General features: G+C 31.7%; 14 protein-coding genes, 1 other RNA gene, 1 riboswitch and 1 other annotated feature. Of the genes, 5 read left to right on the plus strand and 10 right to left on the minus strand.

What is annotated here, in order from left to right; all coding sequences use genetic code 11:
* Positions 1-361: 361 nt before the first annotated feature.
* From CLRAG_RS10250 to proS, 7 genes are all read right to left on the minus strand, one after another.
* Positions 362-9,001, minus strand: a complete 8,640-nt coding sequence (locus tag CLRAG_RS10250; protein ID WP_065078352.1) for a GH36-type glycosyl hydrolase domain-containing protein — start codon at positions 8,999-9,001, stop codon at positions 362-364.
* Positions 9,002-9,097: 96 nt separating this feature from the next.
* Entirely contained in the window at positions 9,098-10,384 is a 1,287-nt protein-coding gene (gene lysA, locus CLRAG_RS10255; protein WP_420808096.1) for a diaminopimelate decarboxylase, read from the minus strand.
* A 116-nt stretch (positions 10,385-10,500) separates the two neighbouring features.
* Complete coding sequence (locus CLRAG_RS10260; protein WP_065078354.1) at positions 10,501-11,703, minus strand: aspartate kinase; 1,203 nt, start codon at positions 11,701-11,703, stop codon at positions 10,501-10,503.
* 99 nt (positions 11,704-11,802) lie between these two features.
* Positions 11,803-12,007, minus strand: a riboswitch (Lysine riboswitch).
* Positions 12,008-12,060: 53 nt separating this feature from the next.
* On the minus strand, positions 12,061-13,098 hold the full coding sequence (hydE, locus tag CLRAG_RS10265) for a [FeFe] hydrogenase H-cluster radical SAM maturase HydE (protein ID WP_065078355.1): 1,038 nt from the start codon (positions 13,096-13,098) through the stop codon (positions 12,061-12,063).
* A 69-nt stretch (positions 13,099-13,167) separates the two neighbouring features.
* A complete protein-coding gene (locus tag CLRAG_RS10270; RefSeq protein WP_065078356.1) occupies positions 13,168-15,297 on the minus strand; it encodes a HelD family protein in 2,130 nt (709 codons plus the stop codon).
* Positions 15,298-15,400: 103 nt separating this feature from the next.
* Positions 15,401-17,254, minus strand: a complete 1,854-nt coding sequence (gene ftsH / locus CLRAG_RS10275; protein ID WP_065078357.1) for an ATP-dependent zinc metalloprotease FtsH — start codon at positions 17,252-17,254, stop codon at positions 15,401-15,403.
* Positions 17,255-17,468: 214 nt separating this feature from the next.
* Positions 17,469-18,887, minus strand: coding sequence for a proline--tRNA ligase (gene proS / locus CLRAG_RS10280; RefSeq protein WP_065078569.1), 1,419 nt, complete (start codon positions 18,885-18,887; stop codon positions 17,469-17,471).
* Positions 18,888-18,971: 84 nt separating this feature from the next.
* Positions 18,972-19,181 (minus strand) — a binding site (T-box leader).
* A gap of 201 nt (positions 19,182-19,382) precedes the next feature.
* Here proS and CLRAG_RS10285 point away from each other — a divergent pair.
* Positions 19,383-20,984: a GxGYxYP domain-containing protein gene (locus CLRAG_RS10285; protein ID WP_065078358.1), complete on the plus strand. Its 1,602-nt coding sequence runs from the start codon at positions 19,383-19,385 to the stop codon at positions 20,982-20,984.
* A 582-nt stretch (positions 20,985-21,566) separates the two neighbouring features.
* On the opposite strand, the gene CLRAG_RS10290 is transcribed toward CLRAG_RS10285, so the two are convergent.
* From CLRAG_RS10290 to CLRAG_RS10300, 3 genes are all read right to left on the minus strand, one after another.
* Positions 21,567-21,932 carry a PilZ domain-containing protein gene (locus CLRAG_RS10290; protein ID WP_023162418.1) on the minus strand — a complete coding sequence of 122 codons (366 nt, stop codon included), beginning with the start codon at positions 21,930-21,932 and terminating at the stop codon, positions 21,567-21,569.
* A 373-nt stretch (positions 21,933-22,305) separates the two neighbouring features.
* The gene (locus tag CLRAG_RS10295) at positions 22,306-23,046 is read right to left on the minus strand and encodes a polysaccharide deacetylase family protein (RefSeq protein ID WP_167351571.1); all 741 of its coding nucleotides are present in this window, start codon (positions 23,044-23,046) and stop codon (positions 22,306-22,308) included.
* A 55-nt stretch (positions 23,047-23,101) separates the two neighbouring features.
* Positions 23,102-24,052, minus strand: coding sequence for a fused DSP-PTPase phosphatase/NAD kinase-like protein (locus CLRAG_RS10300; protein WP_065078360.1), 951 nt, complete (start codon positions 24,050-24,052; stop codon positions 23,102-23,104).
* Between the two features lie 139 nt (positions 24,053-24,191).
* On the opposite strand from CLRAG_RS10300, the gene CLRAG_RS20875 reads away from it, so the two are divergent.
* The 4 genes from CLRAG_RS20875 (at position 24,192) to CLRAG_RS10315 (ending at position 25,964) form a co-directional block, all read left to right on the plus strand.
* Positions 24,192-24,344: a hypothetical protein gene (locus CLRAG_RS20875; protein ID WP_013240447.1), complete on the plus strand. Its 153-nt coding sequence runs from the start codon at positions 24,192-24,194 to the stop codon at positions 24,342-24,344.
* Positions 24,345-24,356: 12 nt separating this feature from the next.
* A complete protein-coding gene (locus tag CLRAG_RS21235) occupies positions 24,357-24,479 on the plus strand; it encodes a hypothetical protein (RefSeq protein ID WP_275507576.1) in 123 nt (40 codons plus the stop codon).
* Between the two features lie 302 nt (positions 24,480-24,781).
* Positions 24,782-25,141: a transfer-messenger RNA gene (gene ssrA, locus CLRAG_RS10305) on the plus strand.
* A gap of 394 nt (positions 25,142-25,535) precedes the next feature.
* Positions 25,536-25,964, plus strand: a complete 429-nt coding sequence (locus CLRAG_RS10315; protein ID WP_083985666.1) for a response regulator transcription factor — start codon at positions 25,536-25,538, stop codon at positions 25,962-25,964.
* Positions 25,965-25,990 lie beyond the last annotated feature (26 nt).

A 25,990-nucleotide genomic window follows, 5' to 3' on the forward strand; every position in this document is an offset into this window, starting at 1 on the left:
ATTATTGCCTCCCTTTAAGCATTTATAAAAAAAATCCCTATGATATAAAAATCATAGGGCGTATTTACCGCTGTACCACCTAAATTCAAAAAGATAAAGTTACATCTTTTTCTCATATGGATTACAAAACATCCTGCCTTTATAACGTAAGACTTACGGTTAAAACTACTAATTTAATTCATTTTTCTCCTCAAGAATCCATTCAATTCAAGCATAATTACTGTAATTTCACCTCATACAGCTCTCTAAAAATCTGTTTTTAAATTTACTTGCTTTCTTTCAAAGGATTTAAACTATATCGAATATTATCATATATTCTACTATAAACCCGTAAAAAATGCTATGGAAATTTTTTCCTAGGTTATATATATACTTTTACTTCATGCTCGCCCTCTCTTAAAAAAGGTATTGTATCTTGTGGTACCTTGTTTCCATCTAACCATATTCCCTTTTCATTGTCTTTTAAAACCTGTATATTGTAAATACATTTTTCTCTCGTGTATTTCATACTAAAACCATTCCAACTATCTGGTATACAAGGAGAAACTGTAAATCCTAATTTTTCTTTGAATTGCATTCCAAGTATTGACTCTATTCCAGCTCTATACATCCATCCTGCCGCACCTGTATACCAGCTCCATCCTCCTCTTCCAGTATGAGGCTCAACTGCATATACATCTGCTGCCATAACATAAGGTTCCACTTTATAAACCTGACAATTTAAATATGTGTTACTATGGTTTATAGGATTTATCATAGAAAATGCACTGTATGCCTTATTGTTATATCCCATTTTAGCTAGTGCTAAAATTGACCATATAGCAGCGTGGGTATACTGGCCTCCATTTTCCCTGACGCCAGGCACATATCCTTTAATATAACCTGGTTCTAAATTAGATTTATCAAAAGCCGGACTTAAAAGCAATATAATTCCCTTATCTCTTCTTATGAGATTTCTTTCCAGGGCCTCCATAGCTTCTTTTGCTCTAGACTCTTTTGCTGCACCTGATATAACAGCCCAAGATTGAGAAATGGAATCAATTTGACACTCTTCATTCATTGCAGAACCAAGTGGAGTTCCATCATCAAAATATGCTCTTCTATACCAGCCGCCATCCCATGCATTTTCCTCTATGTTTTCCCTTATAAATTCTTTTAGCTCTGAGTATTTATTTGAACTTTCCACGTCTCCTTCAAATGTACATATAGGTATGAATTTATCCAGTATATTATATAAAAACCATCCAAGCCATACGCTTTCTCCCTGTCCTTTATTTCCTACAGTGCTCATACCATCATTCCAATCTCCAGAACCAATAAGCGGTATATTGTGACTTCCAAATTTAAGGGATTTTTCAATTGCTCTTATGCAATGTTCATATATGGTTCCGCTCTTTTCTGACACATTTGATATATTATATCTTTCATCTTCTCCATCTTGAAGATCAGTGTCTTCCAAATACAAAGCTTTTTCAGACAATATGCTGTAATCACCTGTATTTTGTATATAGTCTTCTACTACATAAGGAAGCCAAAGCAAATCGTCGGAAAATCTAGTTCTAATTCCACTTTCAACAAATGGATGCCACCAATGCTGTACATCTCCCTCAAGATACTGTCTTGAAGCGCTGTATATTATATGTTTTCTAGTTTCAGATGGATCTATATAGCAAACAGCCATTACATCTTGAAGCTGGTCTCTAAATCCATAGGCACCTCCGGATTGGTAAAAAGCTGTTCTTGCCCAGTATCTGCAAGATATAACCTGATACATAAGCCAGCCATTCAACATTATATTCATAGATTCATCTGGAGTATCCACTTGTATAGTTCCAAACAACTTTGACCAATACTCCTGAACCTTTTCTAATTCCATATATGCATTTTTTATACTACTATATTTTTCAACTACCCTTCTTACTTCTTCAGAGCTATCTTCTTCTCCAAATAAAATTAGTACCTCTTCTTCTGAATTTGTATCCAGTTCTACTTTTACATTCTCAGCTAAACAAGGATCAAATCCTGCACCTACTTTGTTAGAGAATTGCTGAAATTCCAGTGCTCTAGGTTTAGATATATCTCCTCCCCTACCTATGAATTCCTTTCTACTAGCAGTATAGGAAAGTTCTTCTCCTCCTAAAATTTTCATGTAACATATTCCTTGATTAAAGTGCTCACTATATGGATTTTTAGCATATATATATTCCGATTTCTTATTAAATCCTGTACATATATACTGTGCTGTCTGCTCATGGCAAACTCCCAATACTAATTTTGCATAATAAGTTATTGAAATCTTTCTTCTCTTTCCACTTATATTCTTTAGCTTTATTTTGAACACTTTTACGCTTTCATCCATATCAGCAAAAACATCCATTTCACCTACTATTCCATTAGCCTCATGTTTAAAATTGGAATACCCAAATCCATGTTCTATTACATATTGTCCCGAATCTCTTATAGGTTCGGGAGATATACTCCATATCTGTCCTGTAATCTCGTCTCTTAAATATATACTTTCAGACTCCCCATCCATAACTGGGTCATTTGACCAGGTTGTAAGTTTATTTTCCCTACTATTTTTATTCCATGTATAAGAAGTACCACTTTCAGAAATATGAAATCCAAACTTTTTATTTGAAATTACATTTATCCATGGAACCGGGGTATGATTATAATCTTTTAGCACTATAGTATAAGATTTTCCTTCTGAAGAAAATCCACCTACCTCATTAAAATACTGAAGCTCTGGAAGTTGAAAATGATAAGAAGATTTGTTTTCAAAGGCTAGCTTTGTACTTTCGCCAATCTTCTCCATACTACCACCTTCTGGTAAATACATACTATCTTCAACCTGCTCAAACAGTTCTCCCTTATCTCCATCTATTACAAATTTAGATATGCCTATAAGGAGTTCTATATCTTCTTTCTTCATGTTATCTTTATTATATAAAAATACTGCCCCATCTATATTTTTCTTATATCTTGAAGCTTTAGAATTCACAGCATCCCCTAACTTATTTTGAAGAGACTGCATATATGAGCTATCTTGTAAATTTATAAAAACTAAATCTACCGACAACCCTTTCCACATCCAATACTCATGTGCACTTAAAAGCTGTCTTACAAGTGACATATGATTGTCATTCCTTATAATGGCAAGTACTATAGGTAAATCACCTGAAATTCCATAAGGCCATAAAGCAGACTGCCCTTTTTTTATATTCATAATGTATTCTTTTCTTTGCTCAAGAGAGCTATTTAAGAATAAAATCCTCGAGGCCATTTTTTGATATATATTTATTTGATTGGATTTTATACCTAAATACTTCATTTCCATCTGAGATTCTGTCCATGACAGTTTAAATACTCTATTTACATTAAACATATCCCTATACTTATTTCCAATTTCAATTGCCTTTTCTCTGGAGCTTGTAATTCCAGTAGTATAAGCTACCTTACAGGTTTTCCCTGGGTCTACGGCTATTCTTACTCTAATGCTTATTACAGGATCAATTACAGCTCCTACGGACTTAGTAAGCTGCACATCATTATCCATTGCCCTTGGGTTTCTTAGATTTCTATTTCTTCCTATAAACTTCATCCTGCTGGTCTCATACTGGATAGAACCTAATTGTTCTCCTTCCACTGCTATAGTCTGCACTAACCATGGCCTTTTTTCATCTTTTTTTCTAGGCCTCCTACTTGCAAGCAAACATAAAGGATTGTGTATAAATTCAGTCTCTATAAATAATTTTTGGAATGCAGGATGAACTAAGTCCGCATTATAAGGTGACAAGGTTACTTCCATATAACTGGTTATTTCAACTTCTCTCCTCTTTTCACCTGTATTTGTAATAGAAATTCTTCTCACTTCACCTTCTTCTTCTTGGCACACAGTAACTTCTGTATAAGTTCTTAAGTTTCCATCTTTTCTTCTAAATTCTGATTTATCAGGCGAAAATACTACTTCATAGTTCTCTCCTTCATATTCACAAGGTTCATAAGTAGCACTCCAATATTCATTTGAATTTATATTTTTTATATAAAAAAACATTCCCGTATCATCTTTTGTTGCATCCTCACGCCATCTATAAATTGTCATGTTCCCTCTTTTACTATATCCGCTGCCACTATTGGTTATCATCATAGAATAATTGTTGCTAGAAATTATATTCACCACTGGTATTTCTGTACATGCTCCCGTAAACTTCCTGGCAATTACATTTTCATTTTTTACTATAGGTTTTTCATTTACACTATGTTCTTCATGATTATAGATTATATTATTAGGAATTTTCTCCTGAAGTAAAAGTTCTGCGGATTTTACCTTAGGGATTTTATGAAATCTTTCCTGAAGTACATTTTCCATAAGCACATTATCCAGTGACATAAAACTCATTCCCTGATGATGTATCATAAAACACTTTACCAGAGCACACTTTTGATTTCTTGCAAGTCTTTCCTTGGTATAATCTATAGCTTCATAAAATCCATATCTGCCCTCAGCATTAGATTTTATAAGATCTTTTATGTTACAAAATGCACTTTTAAAATCAACCTGAAGAGCCATTAAGGATGCATAAGGTGCAATTACCAATTCGTTAATAAGTCCCCTTTTTAATCCAGCTGCTGGTATTCCAAAAGCCTTATACTGATATATAGAATTTATGTCAAAGTCATAGTAAGCAGATTCTGAAATTCCCCAGGGAATCCTTCTTTTTTCACCATATTTTTTTTGGGCTTTAACCACATATTCATAGGTTTCACTTAACAAGGTATTAGGGAAGCTTTTCATAATTATAAGGGGCATTAAATATTCAAACATAGTTCCAGACCAAGAAACTAATGCCTTTCCACCTCCCATAGAAGCCATGGCCCTACCAAGATTAAACCAGTGATTTTGTTTAATCTCACCTTTAGCTATGGATACAAAACTAGCCTGCCTTGCCTCAGATGCTAGAAGGTCATAATAATTTTTGCCAATAGTATCTTTTTCAACATCATATCCTATAGCAAAAAGCTGTCTTTTTTTACTATAAAGCATACTAAAATTATGATCTTCATCAATGCTTTTCAATTTTCCTATTATATTTTTTACATTAGATATGAAGTTACATAAATTTAATTTACTGTCCAATAATAATTTTTTCAAATCATCTTTACGTCTATTTTCTTCTTCTGAAAAATCTTTTTTATTATCTTTATCTATAAAATTAATCAATTTATCAAAAACTTCTGGAACCTTTTTTAAAGGAATTTTAGTTGCCAATTCGTTTAATTCACCCCTAAAATCATGAAATTCGTCATTTTCCTTTATGAAATAAATCCAGGGGAAAAATTCACTTAATTCATCCGTAAGTTTACAGGTCATATTTTTAACTTTCTCATTCCAATATAAGTTCTTACCAATCCCTATGAATTTGATACATTCTCTATTTAAATCCCTCAAGAAACTTTCTAAGGAAAATATATTTAAATTATCCTTAGAAAGTTTATCTATAAAACTATCATAAGCATATTCAATTTTAGAATTACTATATAATTCATTTTGCGCTAGCTTCAAAGTATCCTTAAATCCATCTGGCAAATTTTTATTTATTATAGGATAGCTCAAATATTCTTCCAGTGATTCTTCTGTAAGCCACATATATGCCACTAAATTTCCGCTATCAACTGTAGATATAAATCTAGGCTTTAGAGGGACTTTATTTTTTATGTCATACCAATTATAAAAATGTCCCCTATACCTTTCTAAAGACTCCATATTGGATATTATATGTTGGAGTCTATATATGAGCTCTTTTATGCCTATATATCCTAAGTCGTAAGCAACTATATTGGATGAAATTCCCATGGCCATATTAGTAGGAGAAGTTCTGTAGGCTACTCCCTTATAAGGTTCTTCCTGATAATTGTCCGGAGAAAGCCAATTACTTTCAGGTGATATAAAATCTTCAAAATAAGCCCAAGTTTTTCTTCCCAATCTTCTCAATATATCTTTTTCTTCCTTGTGAATCTCTTCCTCAGTATTTTTTCTTTCATTGCTTATGTTAAACGCAATCCATGGTGAAAAAATCCAGATTATACAGGAAGGTATTACCAAAACAGCATCTTCTACAGAGCTTCTAAAACCCAAAAAAGCTACAATAATACCTAATGCACTGCCTATCCACATAGATCTTAAATAACTTTCCAATCCCTTTTTACAAGTGGCCTCTGCATCTGCTGCAGTCTGCCATTGAAGTAAATTTTTTTTACTTATAAAAAGCCTGTAAAGAGTTCTAATTATAGCATCTAACATCAAATATGCCTGATAAGGTAGAAAACTTAGTATTAGAAAAAATTGTTCTACTACAGTCTTAAAATTACTTATTTTACCTGAAAGTCCATTTCCCTTTATAGGAGAAACTACTGTTTCAGATACATCAAAAAGTATAGGTGAAAGTATTGAAACAAAAGCTACTACCAAAAAATCATTTAAATTTTTAAATAATGTCATAGACATTATAATTAACACCATTATGGAGGGTGCTATAATGCTTCTTCTTAAGTTATCTATTATCTTCCACTTTGATAACCTATTTAAAGAACTTTTTTTTAATAACCAGGGAAGGAGCTGCCAGTCTCCTCTTACCCACCTATGAAGTCTTTTACAACTTGTATTATAGTAAGCAGGATATCCATCTACAAGTTCTATATCAGTCACAAGAGCGGCTCTTGCATAAGATCCTTCTAAAAGATCATGGCTTAATACAGAATTTTCGGGTATTTCACCTTTTAAAACGCTGTTAAATACATCTACATCATAAATGCCTTTACCCGTAAATATACCTTCGTCAAATAAATCTTCATACACATCAGAAATGGCATTTGTATATACGTCTATTCCTGTTTCACCTGAAAATATGCTGGAATGGATCGTTTTATTTGCACTTAATACACTGACGCTTACTCTAGGCTGCATAATGCCGTGTCCTCTTATTACTTTTTTACCATCACTATTCAGATAAGGTATGTTTAGTGGATGAGCCATAGCTCCTATGAGGAATCTAGCTGTATCTTTAGGCAATTTAGTATCTGCATCCAAAGTTATAACATACTTTACATCATATAAATTTTTTATGTCGCCACTTATAACATCATAACTTGTATTATCATTTTCCCTTATAAGAGAGTTGAACTCCATAAGCTTTCCACGTTTTCTTTCCCATCCAATCCACTTTCCCTCTTTCTCATTATATTTTCTAAATCTGCTTAAAAAATAGAATTTATCTTTTCCCTTTGCAGAATATTTCTTATTTAATTTTTCTATTTCACTTAAAGCTGTATCTACTATTAATTTATCATCTTTCTTTTCTCTTTCAAAACCATCCTTAAAATCCCCCAATAGTGCAAAATACAAATTTTTTTCTTCATTTGCGAGATAATAGACCTCCATATCGCCTATCAGTTTTTTAACCTGCTTACTATCGTTTATAATAGCAGGTATTACTACTACCGTACTGAACTTTTCAGGTACACCATCTCTAAATTCGATTTTAGGTATAAACCTTGGTTTTACAAGTTTATTTACACTCCAGTTGAATATGGATATAAATATATCGCTTAAAGGTATAAAGAGCACAATTGCTCCTAATATATATTTCCACAAAGGTAAGTTCTCTACATAAAAATTTATACCACTTATGAGCGCATCTAGAAAAATAGTTCCAAACACAATACTACCTATATAGAAGTTAACTGTTATTTTATTTTGAACTTTGTAATGCAAATTTTTATATTCTCTTGTACTGTTTTTTATCTTTTTCTCAAGACAGCTTATACCCTTATCGATTAAATAATACCCTACATGTTTTTCGTATTCTTTTCCACAAGCTTCTTTTGCACACTCTATAGCTTTCTTGGCTATAAAAGATTCAGGTATGTTTATATTTTTAGACATTTTCTCTATTCTATGTCTATAATAGTCCTTAGACTTAAAATCCATTTCACTGTAAATTCCTGAAGGATCCATTTTCAATATTTCTTCTACATAGGACAATCTTTCAAAGTTTTCTTTCCAGTTCAATGCAGATATTTCTACCATTCCACTTATAGAATTTTCCATAGAAATCTGGCATACACCCTGCTTTTGATGATTTATATTTACCATCCTTTTAACACTGCTATCTTCTTTATCTAACTCCTCGTCTATCCATTTGTATATTTCAGCATTTCCTATAAAATTATCCCTTAATGTTTTAATGAATCCTTCTGTAAAATGGGGCGTAAATTTAATATTTTTATCCTTTAACTTATGAATTATTTCATTCTCATTCTCTTTAGAATTTATAATATCCTCTGCTTCACTTTTTGCCCTCTTTCTTTCTTTTTGCATAAATACCATACGATCAGTTATATTACTTATATTTTGAATCAAAGCTATCCTTATCATTATAGGTATTGCCCAGAGTTCTCCACTTTTTAATATTGTGTTTTCCTGATATGCATTTATGAATGTTTCTATGGTATCTTCTTTTACAGTTCCTTGAGTTTTCGATAACATTTCCCTAGCAATGTAGTATATTCTAGGGAAACCCTTCATAGTGCCTTCAGTCATTACAGGGAGATTTTTATAATATTTTTCAGACATATTATTTTTTATATCTTTGTATTCCTTTTTTACCAAATACAAGTTATCTAAAAGCCATTCGGCGCAGGATACTATTTCCTCTCTATTTTTAATTTCCTCATCAAAAAAATTGTATCCAGCTAAAATCCTTCCGTAACTTTTATCCAAACTCTTTATTAATTGCTTTTTGCAGCTTTTTCTTTGAACTGCAGATGGAACAGTTGATATTTCTCTAGCATATTTCTTTAATTCTTCTCTATCAACAATTAGTGTAGAAATATCCTCTCCTACATTTTCATTTCCACAATCAACCTTATTGAGTTTGCTATAAGTCATCATGAGTAATAAAATTATCCCTATACCTATAATGCATACAATGTAAAGCATAAAAAATCCATCCTTTCCTGTGAAAAAGAATTTTGCTTTGATTATTGTTCCCAATAAAAGCACAAAATATTAATTCACACTCAGGATGGATTTAAATTATAACATTATTTCATTTTCTATTAGATCATCAAAGCTTTGCCTTTTAGCAATTAGCCTTGCCTTTCCTTCCTTTACTAAAACTGCTGCAGGTTTGGGAATCTTATTATAATTACTAGACATAGAATATCCATAAGCTCCTGTGGTAAACACAGCTAATATGTCACCGCTTTTGCTTTCCGGGAGCTCCACATCTTTTATCAATATGTCTCCCGATTCGCAAGATTTTCCAGCTATAGTAACTGTTTCTTTTGCACCATCATTTACTCTATTTGCTAGAACACACTCGTATTTTGCACCATATAAAGCCGGCCTTATATTGTCCGCCATGCCTCCATCTACAGATACATATTTTCTTACGTCTGGAATATTCTTTATAGACCCTACGGTATAAAGAGTTGTTCCCGCATTACCAATTATAGACCTTCCAGGTTCTATCACAAGAGTAGGAAGTTTTAAATCAAGCTCTTTAGCTTTTTCCCTTGCCTTTTGAAGTATAATACTGCAAAAATCTTCTACAGATTTAGGCTTATCCCCTTCAGTATAGTATATTCCAAATCCTCCACCAAGGTCTAATTCCTCTACTTCACAGCCCAATTCATCTTTTATTTTTTTAACTAAACTTAACATAATTTCAACTTCGTCTTCATAAGGTTTGGTTTCAAATATTTGAGAACCTATATGACAGTGGATTCCAACAAATTTTAAATTAGGAAAATCAACTGCACTTTTTATTATATTCATAACCTCATTATTTAACATGGTAAATCCAAATTTAGAATCTATTTGACCAGTTTTTATATAGTCATGGGTATGAGCTTCTATTCCTGGTGTCACTCTAAGGAGTATTTCTTGTATTTTACCATATTTCTTTGCTGTAGAATTTATCTTTTCCATCTCATAGAAATTATCTACTACAAACTTACCTACTCCCAGTTTTACTCCCATATCTATTTCATCTAAAGTTTTATTATTTCCATGAAAATAGACCTTTTCCATAGGAAAGCCGCTTTTTAGTGCAGTATACAATTCTCCATCTGATACTACATCCAAATACAATCCCTCACTGTTTATTATCTGACACATAGCCAAAGTTAAAAAGGCTTTACCCGCATAAGTGACCTTATTAGCTTTATCAGCCTCGAAAGATTTGTAATATCTCCTGCACCTATCCCTTACTAATTCTTCATCCATTACATAGAGAGGAGTCTTAAATTCTTTTACTAATTCCCCCGTACTCATCCCACCAATGTATAAAACATTGTTTCTGATTTCCATGCTACCCATCATCTTCACACTGGTTTCCTCCCAAAAGTTTTTAAGTATGCTTTTAATTTCATAAACATACTCCGAATACACGTCAAGATTTATAATAACTATTAATAAATTTTACCCGAATAAAATTATAAATTAAACTCTTTTGCTACTACGTTTATAGTTTTCATTTTATCTTCTTGTTTTATAGCACAAGTAATTCTTATCTCAGATGTAGTTATCATCTTTACACCTATATTGTTTTCTTTAAATAATTTAAGCATCTTTGCAACTACTCCGGAAGTAGTTTTCATTCCTATACCAACTACTGAAAATTTAGTAATGTTTTCATCTATATCAACTTTAGTTTCTTCATTAAAATAGTTTTTTAAAATGGTAAGACAATCTTTTAAATCAACTTTTGGTACAGTAAATGATATATTCACCTTTCCACTTACAGGTGCAGTTTGGCTTATCATATCTACATTTACTCTCTTTTCTGCTATCTTCTCAAATAAATTGGAAATAATGTTTATGTCGTTATCAATATTTGTTAGCGTTATTGCTGCATCTTCATCACTTGTTGCAAGTCCTGTTACTGGTTTACTCTCTAAATTCATACTATCTACCCCCTTAATAACTGTTCCTTTTATATCACTATTGCTTAATCCCACATATACAGGTATATTATACTTTTGAGCTAATTCTATGGATCTAGAATGCATAACTTGAGCACCTAAACTTGAAAGTTCAAGCATTTCCTCATAATCTATTTCATCTAGCTTTTTAGCGTCTTTATATTTTCTAGGATCTACACTGTATATGCCATCTACATCTGTATATATCTCACAACTTCCTTTTAGTTTTACAGCTATTGCAACAGCTGAGGTATCTGACCCTCCTCTTCCTAGAGTAGTTATATCTCCTTTATCATTTACACCCTGGAAACCTGCTGCAATTACAACTTTTCCTTCATCCAAACTTTTCTTTATTTTTTCTCCATTTATATCACATATAAGAGATTTGCCATATTGTCCACTAGTTTTTATGCCAATTTGATAAGCTGTATAACTTACAGCATCACATCCTAAATCTTTGATAGCCATAGCAAGCAGTGCACAGGACATCATTTCGCCAGTAGACAAAAGTGCATCTAATTCTCTCTTATCTGGGGTATCTGTAATTTTTTTGGAAAGGGCTATTAAGTCATCTGTAGTATCTCCCATAGCTGATACTACAACTACTAGACTGTCTCCATTTTCAACCCTACTAACTACCGTCTTTGCTACATTTTTTATCTTCTCTGGAGTTCCTACTGAACTCCCTCCATATTTCTGAACAATAATTGCCATAATACTCCTCCCTAAATTGTTTGTTATCAATGAATCTTATAAAAAAATAGTGCAGTAAAGGGACACAACACCTATACTGCACAAATATGCATGGTCGTGTACCTTTGTAGCTCTCCACTAAAAGTATATCCATTAAATCATATAAAATGAATATGCCTTTTCAATGACAGCTTTGAACATATTATGTACAAAGCCAAAAACAGTTTCGCCAAACTAGTTTTTTCGGCTGCAGCTCCTTTCTTTATTTTTCAACGTCCGCCGACTAAAAATAAATACTGATAGTTACAGCACCTCTACCCTAAGGTAACTAATTTATTAAATTGTTCTAAGTTTATCACAAATATTTAATGATTTCAACTATTTTTTTACTCTAAATCCTTTAGAACCAGATATAACCCTTCCTATGGTAATTATTTTACCGGTTATACAATCCCTGCATTGGGCAGGAGTATCACCTGTACAAATTTTACCTGGATAAAGTGCATAAAGTTTCCTATACACACCTTCTGTTACATTTGGCATAACTACATTAGCTCCACTCTGAAGAGCTATAGTCCTGCCTCTTGGATTCAAAGTTTCCATAGCTGTTGTACCGGGAAGATTAATATCCGGCATAATCAGTCTGCTTATAGCCATAACTTTAAGAGCATTTATGAACGTTCCACCTTTTTCATCTCTTAAAGGCGTATCTGCATTTGGAATAAAAGGCCCTACGCCTACCATATCTGCGTCTATTTCTTTAAAAAATAGTATATCCTCTGCAAGTGACTCAAAAGTTTGACCAGGAAGACCTATAAGGCATCCTGTACCAACTTCATACCCTAACTTTCCAAGATCTTTCAAGCAGCGCTTTCTATTTTCATAACTCATCCCGGGGTCCATTTTTGCATACAATTCCGGATCCGTAGTTTCTATTCTTATTAAATATCTATCTGCTCCAGCTTCTTTAAAAGCTTTATATTCTTCAAAAGTCTTTTCACCTATGCTGAGAGTTACAGCTATGTCCATTTTTTTTATATTTGATATTATGTATTTAAGCCTATCTACAGTATAGTAATCGTCTTCTCCAGACTGCAAAACAACTGTTTTGTAGCCGTATCCTACTGCTTTTTTTGCTAATTCAATTATTTTATCCGGCTCTATTCTATACCTTTTAATATTTTTATTATCACGTCTAAGTCCGCAGTACATGCAATTTCTTTTGCATATATTAGAAAATTCTATCAGCCCTCTTAGATGTACTTCATCCCCCACATATTTTTTTCTTACTCTGTCTGCCGCTTTAAAAAGTTCTTCATTATGCTCGTTACTGTTAAATAATTCAACTATTTCACTTTTATCAAGTGTATGATTCAATTCAGCTTTTTCAATTGATTCTAGTAATTTATCCTCCATAGATCATATCTCCTTTACAAAACACTGAGCTTCAGGATAATTGATTTAAACCTGAAGCTCAGTAAACTTTTAATTAATCGAGGAAGTCTTATACACATATAATTCATGCAGTGCCCTTGTAGTCATTATATATTTTAATGTATTTTCATCTTTTTCACAGGTGTCTATCATTATAACCGCGTCAAATTCTAAACCTTTTGCGAAATAACTTGGAAGTATAACTTCACCGCTGGAATAAATCATATCTTCTCTATCAAGCACATTTATATGAATTTTTGCTTTTATTAAATTACCTATAGCTTCCGTGTCTTTTAAATCCCTGCAAATTATGGCTATACTTTCATAACCTCTTTCTTTTAATTTTACAACATTATCGAGTATTTTGTCCACAAGTTCTTTGGAATTATCTACCCTTTTTTCCACAACTTTTTTTCCACTTCTAACTAGGGGTACGGTTTTATCCCCCTCTAGATATTTATTCGCATAATCAATTATTTCATTTGTGGATCTATAGCTTTTATTTAATGAAAAACGCTTTATCTCTAAATCTGGGAGTATGTTTTCCAATTTTTCTACAGCAGGTGTCTCTTTTGAAAATATAATTTTCTGATTGGTATCTCCTACTATAGTAAAAGATTTACACTTTGTAAGTTCATAAATAACCCGAAACTGTAGTGGGGAATAATCTTGTGCTTCATCTATCACTATATGTCTTACTTCATCTCTATATCTTAACCCTTCCAGCTTTATTTTTAAATATAAAATAGGAGCTAAGTCATCATAAATTAGCAGTTTATTTCCATTAAAATCATTGTATAATGTAATTACATCAGGGTTTTTAAGCCAAATTAACTTATTTTTTTTGATATTAATTACTTCTTTTATTACATCTCTTATATCATTTCGTCTCTTATACTCCAGCTCATTTCCACAATCATTTAGTTCACTTTCCGTTAGACTCTTCACCTTATTTTCATACTCGTTTTGTATAGATATTATTAGCCTGTTTCTTTCATCCCTTATTTTTGAATATATGACTCTTTTTATCCTGGAACTTCTCTTAAACAGAGGCATATCTTTAAAATAATAATTAAGCATCTTATCTATGTCTTCTCCAGATATTATAAGTTTATCGTAAAAAAACACATCCTCTATCTTAAAACAGTCTTTTTCCAAGATGCCAATAAAATTATCTATATCCTGAACATATTGTAAAGAACCCTTATACTTAATTTCTTCAGAAAAATCTTTTTGGTGACTTAATACTTTTTCCATATAATCCTTAAAATCCATTATATAAGGCACATTTAGCATATCCTCTGCAAATTCTCTAAAAGTAGTTTGAGTAACCTTTTCCTCTCCTAAACTTGGAAGTACAAGTGAGATATAATCTATAAATATGCTATTAGGACCTAATATCAGTACCTTTCCTTGAAGAACCTTTCTATAATTGTATAATAAGTAAGCTACTCGATGCAGTGCTATAGTAGTTTTTCCACTTCCTGCTACTCCATTTACTACAATAGCTCCTGTTCTAGGCTGTCTTATTAAATTGTCCTGTTCTTTTTGTATAGTCATTACAATATCTTTTAACTTTTCACCAGCATTTTTGCTAAGTACCATTTGCAGGATTTCATCTTTTACATCTATACTAGAATCAAACATACCTACTAGATTAGATTTTTTTATAATAAACTGTCTCTTAGAAAGTACTTCTGTTTCTACTTCTCCCATAGGAGATGTATATTTTACAGTTCCCAGTTTACCTGCATAAAACAAAGCAGCTACAGGTGATCTCCAGTCAATTACAATAGGTTCGTAACTTTTCCTCCCTGTAACACCAAACCTACCTATGTATATTTCTTCCTCTCCATATTCATCCTGAAATTTTACCTTACCAAAATAAGGTGAATTGCTCAGTATAGTAAGTTCTTTTATACTTTTGTTTACTAGCCTATACTGTTCTTCCTTTTCGTACATTTCATGGTTGAAATATTCTATAACTTTATCTTCATCATCTTCGTACTGTTCCAAATTTTTTTCTCTTAGCTTTAAAATATAATCTATTACTTTTTTTCTAATCCCAATGTATTCTAGAATTTGTACCTCAATTTCCTTTAAGACTTCTTTTAATTTTTCCTTTTCAAGGTTTAGTTCGACTTCTTTCTCCAATTCCTTTTTTAAATCATCTCTATACATATTACTATCTCCATTTCATAAGTTAACCATTAGGCATTTTCAAAGAAATAACCAGTGAGTATTTTAGCTTATTTTCTTTCAAATGCTTTAGAGTAGTTTATAATCAGAGTCTTGTATCCTGAGTTTCCTGTTTTTTGTCATTATATTCTTTTATTATGTCCATAAATTCCTCTCCCATTAGAGTTTCTTTTTCAATTAGACTTTCAGATATCTTTACGAGTAAATTCTTATTATCTTTAATAATACTCTTTGCCTTTTCATGACATTCTTTTATTATTTTTAAGGTTTCATCATCTATAATAGAAGCCGTTTCCGCACTACAATTTTGCACTGGTCTTCCATCCAAATATCTATCCTGCATTGACTCTAAACCCATCATATCAAATCTATCTGTCATTCCATACATAGTCACCATGCTCCTAGCTGTTTCTGTAGCCCTTTCAATATCATTGGATGCACCTGTAGATATACTATTAAGCTCTACTTCTTCTGCAGATCTTCCTCCTAACATAACACATATCTTATCTATCATTTCTTCCTTACTAACAAGATACTTTTCTTCTGTAGGAAGCTGCATAGTATACCCTAGCGCACCCATGGTCCTTGGAACTATAGTTATCTTATGTACAGGATCCGTATGTTTTAATAATGCAGCCACAAGTGCATGACCTACTTCATGAAAAGCAACAGCTCTCTTTTCAGTATCAGATAAAATTCTATCCTTCTTTTCTTTACCAGCCATAACTACTTCTACTGATTCTTCTAAGTCTTCCTGAATTACTTCTTCTCTACCGTTTTTTACTGCCCTTAAAGCAGCTTCATTTATCATATTAGCCAAATCTGCTCCTACAGCTCCAGGAGTCGATTTTGCTATAGAATTTAAATCTATATCTTCTGAAACTTTAACTCCCTTAGTATGAACTTTAAGTATACTTTCCCTTCCCTTTAGATCAGGCCTATCTACTATAACCCTCCTATCAAATCTTCCAGGTCTTAAAAGTGCCTTGTCAAGTACTTCCGGTCTATTGGTAGCTGCTAAAATTACAACTCCTTTAGAAGAATCAAATCCATCCATCTCTGCAAGAAGTTGATTCAAAGTTTGCTCCCTCTCATCATTTCCAGATACGTTGCCACCTCTACTTTTACCTATGGCATCTATTTCATCTATAAATACTATGCAAGGAGCTTTTTCCTGCGCCTGTTTAAATAAATCTCTAACTCTAGATGCCCCCATACCTACAAACATCTCTACAAAAGCAGAACCTGATATAGAGAAAAATGGGACTTTAGCTTCTCCTGCTACAGCCTTTGCAAGAAGAGTTTTTCCTGTTCCAGGGGGTCCTACAAGGAGTGCTCCCTTAGGAAGCTTTGCACCTATTGATACATATTTTTGAGAGTTATGCAAGAAATCAACTATTTCAATCAGAGACTCTTTAGCTTCTTCCTGTCCTGCCACATCATTAAAGTTCACGCCAGTTTCATTTTCCGCATATATTTTAGCAGTATTCTTTCCAAAGGACATAACTCCACTGCCCATTTTTTTATCTAGTCTTCCCATTAAAATACTTCCAAAAAACATAATTATACTTATGGGTAAAATCCAATTTGTAAAAAGGCTTCTCATTAAAGAGCTTTCCTGTGACACACCTTCATACTGGACTTTGGAATCATTTAACTTTTTAATTAAATCCTGATCATCTACCCTTTCAGTATAAAGTATTTTTCCTTTGTGAGCTTTATCCTTATCCTTAGGGGTTATTATTAGCCTATCCTTGGATATTTGTACATTAGATATTTTATTTTGGTTAATATAATTTATAAAATCACTATATTTTATGTGCTCATATTTTAATTGACTAGAGTATTCATTAACTATAAACACAATTATAACAGCTAATAGTGAATAATAAATAACATATTTGAATTTGTTGCCTTTAAATTTTTTGCTATTAAACATATGTAAGCCTCCACTTTATTTCAACTCATAATCTATTTATATTATAGCAATAAATACTATTTTTCCTACTAGTATTTACAAAATATTTTTAAAGTTATTTTTAACCAAATACCTATAATGTTTGCAAGTAACCATTAAGTTTATTCACCAAAAAGAAATACTATCAAAATTTTGATAGTATTTCTAAAAATTAAAGTATTATATTAAACATATTTTAGTATGCTTTTCCCCAATAAACTAATTTATCAGCTTTTTTACCACAGCATACGCAGGTATCTGAAATATGTTCTTGTTCAAATGGAATACACCTTGAAGATGCACCAGTAACTTCTTTAATTTTTTCTTCACATTTAGCGTCTCCACACCACATAGCCTTTACAAAACCTATTTTATTTTCCATTATATCTTTAAACTCTTCCATATTTACAGCATTATTTGTATTGTTTTCTATAAGATTTTTTGCCTTTTCAAACATACCATCATGAATTTTATCTAAAAGATCTGGTATATCCTTCTCTAAGTTATCCATGGATACTATTATCTTTTCTCCACTGTCTCTCCTTACAAGTACAACTTGATTTTTCTCGATATCCTTTGGTCCTACTTCAAGACGTACAGGAACTCCCTTCATCTCATATTCACTAAACTTCCATCCAGCCATTTTATCACTGTCGTCAAGTTTGACTCTTGCAAATTTAGCTATTCTATCTTTTAGCTCATTTGCCTTATCCAGTACTCCTTCTTTATGCTGTGCTATAGGTACTATAATTACCTGAGTAGGAGCTATTCTAGGTGGAACTACGAGTCCATTATCATCACCATGTACCATTATAATTGCTCCTAAAAGACGAGTTGTTACACCCCAGGAAGTCTGGTATACATATTGAAGTTTTCCTTCTTTATCTGAATACTGCATTCCAAAAGATTTTGCAAAGTTCTGTCCTAAGTAATGAGATGTACCAGCCTGAAGTGCCTTTCCATCATGCATAAGTGCTTCTATAGTATATGTAGCTTCTCCTCCTGCAAATTTTTCACTGTCAGTTTTCTGTCCCTTTAATACTGGAATAGCCAGCACTTTTTCACAAAGATCCGAATATACATTCAGCATCCTTGTAGTTTCTTCTTGTGCTTCCTTCTTAGTTTCATGTATAGTATGACCTTCCTGCCATAAAAATTCTGTAGTTCTAAGGAAAGGTCTTGTAGTCTTTTCCCATCTAACTACAGAACACCACTGATTGTAAAGCTTAGGCAGGTCTTTATAAGACTGCACTATCTTAGCATAATGTTCACAAAATAATGTTTCTGATGTTGGACGAACACATAATTTTTCTGTAAGTTCTTCATTACCACCGTGAGTTACCCAGGCAACTTCTGGTGCAAATCCCTCTATATGATCTTTTTCCTTTTGAAGAAGACTTTCAGGAATAAATAAAGGCATATATACATTTTGATGTCCTGTCTCCTTAAATCTCTTGTCTAAATAACTCTGAATATTTTCCCACATAGCATAGGCATAAGGACGTATTATCATACAGCCTCTTACACTTGAATAATCAGCTAATTCTGCTTTTTTTACAATGTCTGTATACCACTGTGCAAAATCTTCATCTCTTGATGTTATTTGTTCTACCATCTTTTTACTCAATTTTAATTACCTCCAAAATTTCAATTTAGTGCAACTAGTTTTTCTTTGAAATATAAAAAAGCCTCCAATCCCAAAAGGGACCGAGGTTACGTCGGCGGTACCACCCTGATTAATATATTTAAAACATTAAACATATTCTCTCAATTATAATTATAACGGCAATTACCGCTGTATCCTAACAGAACTCAAAGGTAGGTTCAAAATGTACATTTAGAAACTTTCACCACCCGTTTCCTCTCTTAAAAAAATATCATTTTTACTAATCCTCTTCTTTGCATATCACTATATTTAGTTAAACTCTTTCTATATAATAGAATATAGGAAATTTATTGTCAATATATTTTTTGAAATTAGGGTTTCTCCAAATATTATGCGTCTAAAAATATTCTTACTTTTTTAAACAGCTGCTGCTATACTTTACCAAATCAAATTTCTAATAAACTAACCAAAAAGCTGCATAATAAAATCAGGAGGTAAATTTATATGAAATTCAAAAAATTTATTGTATTAATTCTTTCTATTTTTTTAATTGGTGCATTTATTCCAAATGTACATGCTTTTTTAGGCAAGCCTTATTATGTAAAAAACTCAAAGATACCGCATCACCTTTATGTAATTTACCAAAATGATCTAACTCCTGTAGAAAAAACTATGATAGTCACCCTTCAGGGAGTAATATCAAATAAGTCAAATTCTCAAATATATACCTTAAATAAAAATCAACCTGATTACAAAATATGGCTGGATGATTTGAAATCAAATTACGGGGTAACCTATACCACAGTAAAAGATCCCTGGTATTTGCTAGATACATTTAAATCACTAGTATCTGGATATGTACTTTACAACAGTTATCCTGAAAAAAACCCTTCCATTAACAACGCCTGCTCTCTTGCAGCGTTAAAAAATTCTATAGTTATAGATAAGTCTATAGAAAATAAGGTTAAAAATACAGGAATTAAAATGCAGGGTGATTGTGTAAACACCGATAAATATTGGGCTTATAATAATTTGTGGAATTCAGGACTAAACCATTCCGTTGTAATTGAGCTGTCTCCAAATAAAAATGCTCCTCTTAGAGATTATGGCATCATGAGTAAATGTCTAGTGTTTTATGAGGATGATCTAAAAGATTTCTCACTAAGGGATAAAGTTTTTGGGTCTATGAAAAAGGACTCTACGTGCCTTGGGTGGGGGCCTGACGAACATGGTAATGTAAGTGCAGCCTCTAAAAATGGAGTAAGTATGGTTCCTGCAGATTGGTCTTACAATTTAACAGTATTAAGTGCCTTTCCATCAGTACCTTTAACACAAAAAAGCAGTGTAAATCCTGATAAAAAACTTTTCTCTCAGCCTATGCACTATGTAACTTTTATAATGTCAGATGGAGATAACCAGCAGTGGAACCTTGGAAGTAATTATGGATCTGAAAAATGGTACGGCTCTCCTAAAAGAGGTAGTTTTAATATGGGATTCAGCATAAGTCCTTCTATGTATGAACTGACACCTACCGTTTTTAAACTATATTATAAAAATGCATCTTCAAATTCTCATCGAGATAACTTTGTAGTATCACCTTCTGGTAATGGTTATATGTACCCTAGTAAGTTTGAGGAAGATTCTTTAAATGCATATCTGAAAAGATTAAACAATTATATGGCAGATGTAGATGAAAGGTATGTGTCAGTTTTGGATGACTGGTCACTTTATGATACTAAATTATGGGATAAATACACTAGTTGTTCAAATGTTGATGGTATATTCTACCTTAATTATAGCAAGCAAAATGACTATAAAGGTAAAATTGTATGGAGCAATGGAAAGCCAGTGGTGTCCTGCAGAGATGTACTCTGGTCTGGACTGGAAGAGGAAGATGCTCTTATAAACAACATAAATAATTATGTTAATAAAGGATACACCAACATATCCAAACCTGAAACCTATACATTTGTGTACGTTCATGCATGGAGTAAATCCATGAAAGACATAGAAAAAGTAGTAAACGAGTTAAATAAAAATCCTAAAGTAAAAGTTGTTCCACCAGATACATTTATGGATATTATGAAAAAGAATCTGCACACATGAGGTTTGTAGCTGAGAAGTTGACTTATACCAGTTCATATGCTGACAAATTTCATCAGACTAAAAACTTTTTATCCGATCGCTACCATTGCTAACACCCCCCATCTTTTATCAAAGTGGGGGGTAAGCACTGCTACGCGCCTGGATAAGTTCTTCTAAGATTCAGCTGGGGAAAGTCATCCTTATAAGCAAACTCCATCTGAACCTAAGAATCACTTGATAAGTCTAAAGTTCCGTATTTTGAAAATCTAAAGAAACTTATATAAACTCATACCTCAGACATATATAAGCTTCTAAGATTTTCTAAAATACCTCACTAAGATTTATAAAAAAAGTTTTTAAGTGTGATTTCAATTTTGTCAGCATTATTTTCGGGTATAAGTTCAGCTTCCACTTACAAACTCTATATAGATTAATCCCATAAAAATTAATAGTTACAGTTGATTTTAAGCTAGAATACCCACATAGAGTTTTCAATTGAAATTTGGAAGCGCTATTTACATACTTATTTTTAAATTATATATTGAAAATTAAGATGAGATTTAATTTTAATAATATCTGCCATTAAAGAATTGTTATAGAAAGCTACTTTACAGAAAAAGTCTCACATCCTCTTTTTAATACTTCTCTATACATATTTTGCATAGCTATGAATTCACCACCAACAAAAAATCCAGTATCGCATATATTTACGTGCTGCACTTTAATAATTGCAGGTATAGTTACATTATTAAATTTAAAGGCAATTGATAACATGTCGCCTTTTTCAAAACTTATATTGGAGATAAAGGCTATTCCATTAGTAGAAATATTTACACCTAGCACATCTAAATTTATTTCTTTTAAATTTACGCTTTCAATTTTAAAATTATAGTCATACTTATATCTTTTATTTGCTCTTTTTTCTTTTTTTAATATTGTAGCTTTTTTATCTAAAAAATTTTCTATCACTTACTTTACCCCCATATTAATACTGTTCTTATTGGCAAAATTCATGTTATTTATAAAATTCATGGATTTTATTTAATCTTAGTCTAATTTTTTATTTTATCTATAGCACAAAAATACCATTTTCATTTTAAACAAAAATGGTATTAATTTCAATCAATATTGGGATAATTTGATATAATATACTAAAATTTTATTAATATTGGCAATGGTTGTACAATAATATACTGATATTGTAATAGATTAAAGTAATAGTTGAGAATACTTCATAACATTTATTTACAATTAAAAATTTGTATTTAAATATTCTCAACTATAGATTATATGTTACGTATAAGTTCAAACCTCAATTATAAAAACTATATTATTACATTTACTAATTTTTAAATAACTTTTCTAAAAATGAAGAAGCTTTATTAGTTCTTATTGGAAAATAAACCTCCCCTGTATCTTCTGTTATAGTTTTAAACTCATAGCCCTGTAATTTATAGTACTTTATTATTTCAGGGAGAGCAATACAAGTATTTTTATGCATATAATCGCAGTGCATTAAAAGTATTACTGGATTGTGTTTATCTGGATCTTTAGTAGCCTCTTTGACTAGTTTATCCGGTGGACTTTTGGGGTTAATTCCATCAGATGCCTGTATGTTCCAGTCATATATTTTGAACTTATTGTTGTGCAATTTCTCTAAAAAACTTTTATTTAGATGTTTCCTGCTCCCTCCTGGGAATCTTATTAAGTGACTTTCCTTCCCTGTAACTTTCTTTATCAATTCGTTAGATTTATTCATTTCATCTATAAAACTGTCACCATTTTTGTATATTTTTCTATATTTATGAGTATATGTGTGAAGTCCTATACTGTGACCCTCACTATATATTCTCTTTACTACCTGTTCATTATCTTCTATTTGATTACCTATGAGAAAAAATGTAGCTTTTACATTGTTCTCCTTTAGTATATCTAGAAACTTATCTGTAAGTTTACTAGGTCCATCATCAAAAGTTAAGTAAATTATTTTTTTATTGTCCTTCTGTAAATCTTCATTCAAGTTATGTTTTGAATTATTTGCGAAAACCACATTGGAGTTTATTGTCATAAAAAATATACACATAAATACAGCTGTCCTGACAAATATATTATTTTTATGTTTCAATCTATAAGACCTCCTAATTTAAGTCTTTAACTGAATCTTTATTGCTTTTTAACCACTCAGACCAACTAGTATTAAAATTATCCTTATTTTCTTTTGCGTATTCATAGAACTTCTTTATAAATTCGGATCTCTCTGAGGATTTACTTCCAACTTTATGAAAAGGCTTAAGTAAATTTTTTCCTCCAAGCAAAATCTGTCTCTCCATTATATCGTCTAAGCTTACATCCTTAGCATTTTTCATGATATCGTACATTGTCATAAACGTAGTAGTCCTTCCAATTCCAGCTTTGCAGTGAAAATGCATCCATGTACCTGGCGGTGTTTTCTTTACAATACTTATGAAATAATCCACCATTTCATCTGTAGGACCTTCTGTATCTGTAACGGGTATTCTTACATAGGACATCTTATTTTCTTCTACCAGTTCCCTCTCATCTTGAACTTTAGCTGGAATTATTTCTTTTTTCTCAATGTCAAGTTCCTCATTTAATTTGATACCTTTTAACCTTTCGCTTTCATCCTTTAATACCTGCTCCTTAGTAAGTCCCTTATTTGCATTATTTTTTTCTTCTCCTACCCAGCTAACTGCCAAGTCATTTATAAAACCATGGGACTCTTCCCTTAAATCTACTACCAATATAGGTACATTACCTATTTCCTCTTTCACCATTTTTATATTCTGCCCTGTAAACTGTGCGCTGCCTGAAGCATTTAAAGAGGATAATCCCTTCAAATTTAAGGCTTTACCATAAACTCTAATGTCATCTGTAGTTTTTCTGAATCTCTTAGGAATTTTATTTTTCTTTTTAGAGTCTATTTTAAGCTGTACATTTTTATTTTGTATGTGTTCAAGCTGCACATTTTCATTTTGCATTTGTGTAACTTCCTTGGAATATACTACAGGTACTCCAAGTAAAGATACTAAAAACATAGTGCACATAAAAATGCTTAATTTTTTCTTCATACCTTGCCACCTCTTTTTTATTAATTATTTATATATTTTTTTCAATATTTGATAAATAATATCTCTGCTTATTATGTGTATATTTTCTTATTCAATGCTAAAAATAACTATGTATTTTGAATCTAAGGAGGGTATTTTTATGGCTAAAGCAGGAATGAGAAGGCCCGATCCAAGTGACCCTCATGGTACTGAAAGCAATAAAAAGATGAAATCTAATAGAAATACTGTGAAACCTGTGAAAGAAATCCAGGGAAAAGCTAAAACTGGAAATAAGAAAGCAGGATTAATTTAGGAGGTAATATAAATGACAAAGGACAGTCAGCCTGATAACAAAAAGGCCAGAGCTAAAAAAAGTAAAGGCCAGATACCTATTACTGAAGAAGGACAAAATCATAATAAAAACAATAAAAAGCAGTCAGCAAAATAAAAACATTTAAAACAGGAGAAGTCATTAACAATATATAATGATTTCTCCCTAAATTAGCTTTATAAAAGTAGTTTAAATCTCTAAAAAACTTTTGAGTTCAAGGGGTAATCTATAAAGTAAAAATCATATTCTATAAACTATTTTTAAACGCATATAGTATAACTAATTTTGGAATACTTTCTTATTATTTGTTATAGTTCAATTTTTTTATATTTGACTTATAGCAATCTGGGTGATATAATTTAATACTGCATAAGATAATAATTATGCAATGTTAAGTATTCAAACACTTAACCCAACATGGGGGCGCAATGGTTTCGACAGGGGTGTGATGTGTTTGAGAAGCGAGTCGAGGGAACCTGTGGGCCCGCGTTAAAAAACTATGGGATTAAATATAAACGAAAACAATAACGAAAATTTAGCTTTAGCAGCATAGTCTGCTAGCCGTCAGCCTAGACTTCCCGCGATCTAGGGTCTGGCGTCGACAGCGGGGAAACGAGCCTAGGAAAGCTTTGACCTAGGAACGGAATTTATGAAGCTACTGAATTCAGAAGCCTGTCCTTAGGCGTCTGAAAGAGGGAATGTTAAATTAAGGACTGCACTCGGAGATGCTCAAATGTTTCTGCTTTTGGACAGGGGTTCGATTCCCCTCGCCTCCACCATACATATGACCGTACTGGAATCCAGTACGGTTTTTTTGTGTGTCATAATTGTCTTGTAAATAGTTCCTGAGAATTAAATGCACATATTTATATTCACGATATGTTAATATATAGTTGTACAACCTATTACAGGAGGACAATATGATACATATAATAATTATTTTACATTTTCTATGTTTTTCATTAGGCGTAGGATGTATTACATTAAGTTGGTTAGTATATAAAAAGCATAAAAAAAATATATTAGAATACATAGTTATAGGAGAAATTATTTTTTCTATATGGTTTTTAATAGACACTCTATTTATTTATATTAGAAAAATATTATCAGAATATAAAATAGAGAATATTATTAATGTAATAAGTTATTTTTTAGCAGCAGCAGTTATCTTTTATGTATATAGAATTATTAAGAAGGTTAAGGATAATAAATTATATAAAAAAAATAAATGTGCAGGTAAAAATCATTATAGGACTAATAATAGCAACATGCATATTATTTTTATTTAGTTATAAGATTGTATTTCTCAAAGATGTACCTTATTTATGTTTAATATATATACTTCAATGCATATTAGTAATACTATGCTGTATTAAAGAAGAAAGCGAAATAGTGCATGAAGGAAAAAACGATTTAGAATGTCTTACTAATAGAGAAAAGGAAATTGCTGATTATATTTGCATGGGTTTAAGCAATAAGGAAATTGGTAACAAATTATTTATATCCCCTAATACTGTAAAAAATCATGTTTATAATATTTATAAAAAAGTAAATGTTAAAAATAAAGTAGAGCTTATAAACCTTATAAATAGGCGAGACTAGTACTAATGTACTAGCTTTTTTTTGTA

The sequence above is a fragment of the Clostridium ragsdalei P11 genome (assembly GCF_001675165.1).
In the GTDB taxonomy this organism is placed as follows: domain Bacteria; phylum Bacillota; class Clostridia; order Clostridiales; family Clostridiaceae; genus Clostridium_B; species Clostridium_B ragsdalei.

Bases quoted from the DNA above. Each gene is read 5' to 3' on its own strand.
- lysA (WP_420808096.1), bottom strand. From the start codon at position 10,384: ATGGGTAGCATGGAAATCAGAAACAATGTTTTATACATTGGTGGGATG.
- CLRAG_RS20875 (WP_013240447.1), top strand. From the start codon at position 24,192: ATGGCTAAAGCAGGAATGAGAAGGCCCGATCCAAGTGACCCTCATGGT.
- CLRAG_RS10295 (WP_167351571.1), bottom strand. From the start codon at position 23,046: ATGTGTATATTTTTTATGACAATAAACTCCAATGTGGTTTTCGCAAAT.
- ftsH (WP_065078357.1), bottom strand. From the start codon at position 17,254: ATGTTTAATAGCAAAAAATTTAAAGGCAACAAATTCAAATATGTTATT.
- CLRAG_RS21235 (WP_275507576.1), top strand. From the start codon at position 24,357: ATGACAAAGGACAGTCAGCCTGATAACAAAAAGGCCAGAGCTAAAAAA.
- hydE (WP_065078355.1), bottom strand. From the start codon at position 13,098: ATGGAGGATAAATTACTAGAATCAATTGAAAAAGCTGAATTGAATCAT.
- CLRAG_RS10270 (WP_065078356.1), bottom strand. From the start codon at position 15,297: ATGTATAGAGATGATTTAAAAAAGGAATTGGAGAAAGAAGTCGAACTA.
- proS (WP_065078569.1), bottom strand. From the start codon at position 18,887: ATGGTAGAACAAATAACATCAAGAGATGAAGATTTTGCACAGTGGTAT.
- CLRAG_RS10300 (WP_065078360.1), bottom strand. From the start codon at position 24,052: ATGAAGAAAAAATTAAGCATTTTTATGTGCACTATGTTTTTAGTATCT.
- CLRAG_RS10315 (WP_083985666.1), top strand. From the start codon at position 25,536: ATGTATATAGAATTATTAAGAAGGTTAAGGATAATAAATTATATAAAA.
- CLRAG_RS10285 (WP_065078358.1), top strand. From the start codon at position 19,383: ATGAAATTCAAAAAATTTATTGTATTAATTCTTTCTATTTTTTTAATT.
- CLRAG_RS10260 (WP_065078354.1), bottom strand. From the start codon at position 11,703: ATGGCAATTATTGTTCAGAAATATGGAGGGAGTTCAGTAGGAACTCCA.
- CLRAG_RS10250 (WP_065078352.1), bottom strand. From the start codon at position 9,001: ATGCTTTACATTGTATGCATTATAGGTATAGGGATAATTTTATTACTC.